2 protein-coding genes are annotated in these 1222 nt (G+C 71.5%); both read right to left on the reverse strand.

Going from position 1 to position 1222, the window contains the following annotated elements; genetic code table 11:
• Window positions 1-479: 479 nt before the first annotated feature.
• A complete protein-coding gene (locus ETD86_RS54415; RefSeq protein ID WP_138674394.1) occupies window positions 480-890 on the reverse strand; it encodes a hypothetical protein in 411 nt (136 codons plus the stop codon).
• Window positions 887-1048, reverse strand: coding sequence for a hypothetical protein (locus ETD86_RS56555; protein ID WP_170223818.1), 162 nt, complete (start codon window positions 1046-1048; stop codon window positions 887-889). The genes ETD86_RS54415 and ETD86_RS56555 overlap by 4 nt, the downstream gene beginning before the upstream one ends.
• Window positions 1049-1222 lie beyond the last annotated feature (174 nt).

Raw genomic sequence — 1222 nt, forward strand, 5'->3', positions numbered from 1 at the left:
CGGCGAGCGCGGCGAGGGCGAGGGTGAGGCAGGTGAGGAACGAGCGGACGGCCACGGTGGGGCCCCTTTCCTGGATCGGGGCGGGAGGATCGCACCCCTCCCGCCTGGACACAGAAAAAACAGTACAGGAGCGTTAATGTAGTGGGCAAATCTACTCACCGCCTGCCAAACCCGCACGTCAACCCCATCCCCGCCCACCACGAAACCCCGGCCGCGACCCGGGAGGACCAGCACCGGCTTGCTGCCGGGCGTGCCGTCCAGCGCGTGCCACCGCGGGGTCCGCCTGGGCCGCACCGGCACCGGCGCGCCCGGCGGCCGACGCCGGGCAAGGACGCCGGCCAGCTCGCCGGCGGCCCCCAGCTCGCAAATCCCGGCTGGGCGGCACCCGCCCCTCGAAGGCGGGCACCCGCCGCCGGGCCATGAGCGAAGGGGGCAACGGTCCGCGCGCGACCTCCAGGCGGAAGAAGCTCCCGAACCGATCAGGCGGGGATGACCTCGAGCCGCAGGTCCGGCCATAGGTCAGAGAGGGGTTTTGGGTCCCGAGTCAGAACAGGCCATCCGCGTTGCTGGGCAGCCAGGGCGACCGCGCCAGCGGTTCCGGCGTACGCTGCTTGGGCGTTGGCGGGTCGCAACACCTGCGCCAGGGCGGGGATGCTACCTCGCGTGGTCTCGGTGACGACGGTGATCGGCAGACCTAGCAGGACGTCGACCACGTCGTGCCGATGATCGGGCAGTTGGGCGATCGCTGCGGCGACCGCAGGGGCGGGCGTGACGATGACCAGCCCATCCTCCAAGGAATGCCACACCACGGCCTGCGTGTACTGGGTGCCGCCACGTCCACGGCTGAAGTCGAGGATGGCCGAAGTGTCGAAGATTCGACCGCCGATCACTCGGAAGTACCGCCACCTGCGAGTTCGGCGAAGCTGCGGCGCGCTGCTGCGAGCGCGTCAGCGTCGGGCACCACGCCTGTGGCGTCGGCCAGGAGCGCCTTCCAGCGGGTGACGTCACCGTCGCTCAGGGGGCGGATCTCGGCGAGTGCGGTGTCCATATGGCCATGGTACGCCCGAACACGTGTGGTGGGGAGGAGGTAGCCGAAACAGCGGCGCTGGAGGACGCCACGATTGCGCGGGGGCGGCCATGCAGCGAGCGCGCGGCAGGGGACAACGGGACGTCCCCGCGCTGGGGAGCGCGGGGGCGTCGGGGTGCCCCCGCCCTTGTGGGG

This window comes from Nonomuraea turkmeniaca (genome assembly GCF_005889735.1).
Lineage (GTDB): Bacteria > Actinomycetota > Actinomycetes > Streptosporangiales > Streptosporangiaceae > Nonomuraea > Nonomuraea turkmeniaca.

What these genes read in the sequence shown, in the direction of transcription:
- ETD86_RS56555 (WP_170223818.1), bottom strand. Translation starts at nt 1,048, where the DNA reads ATGGACACCGCACTCGCCGAGATCCGCCCCCTGAGCGACGGTGACGTC.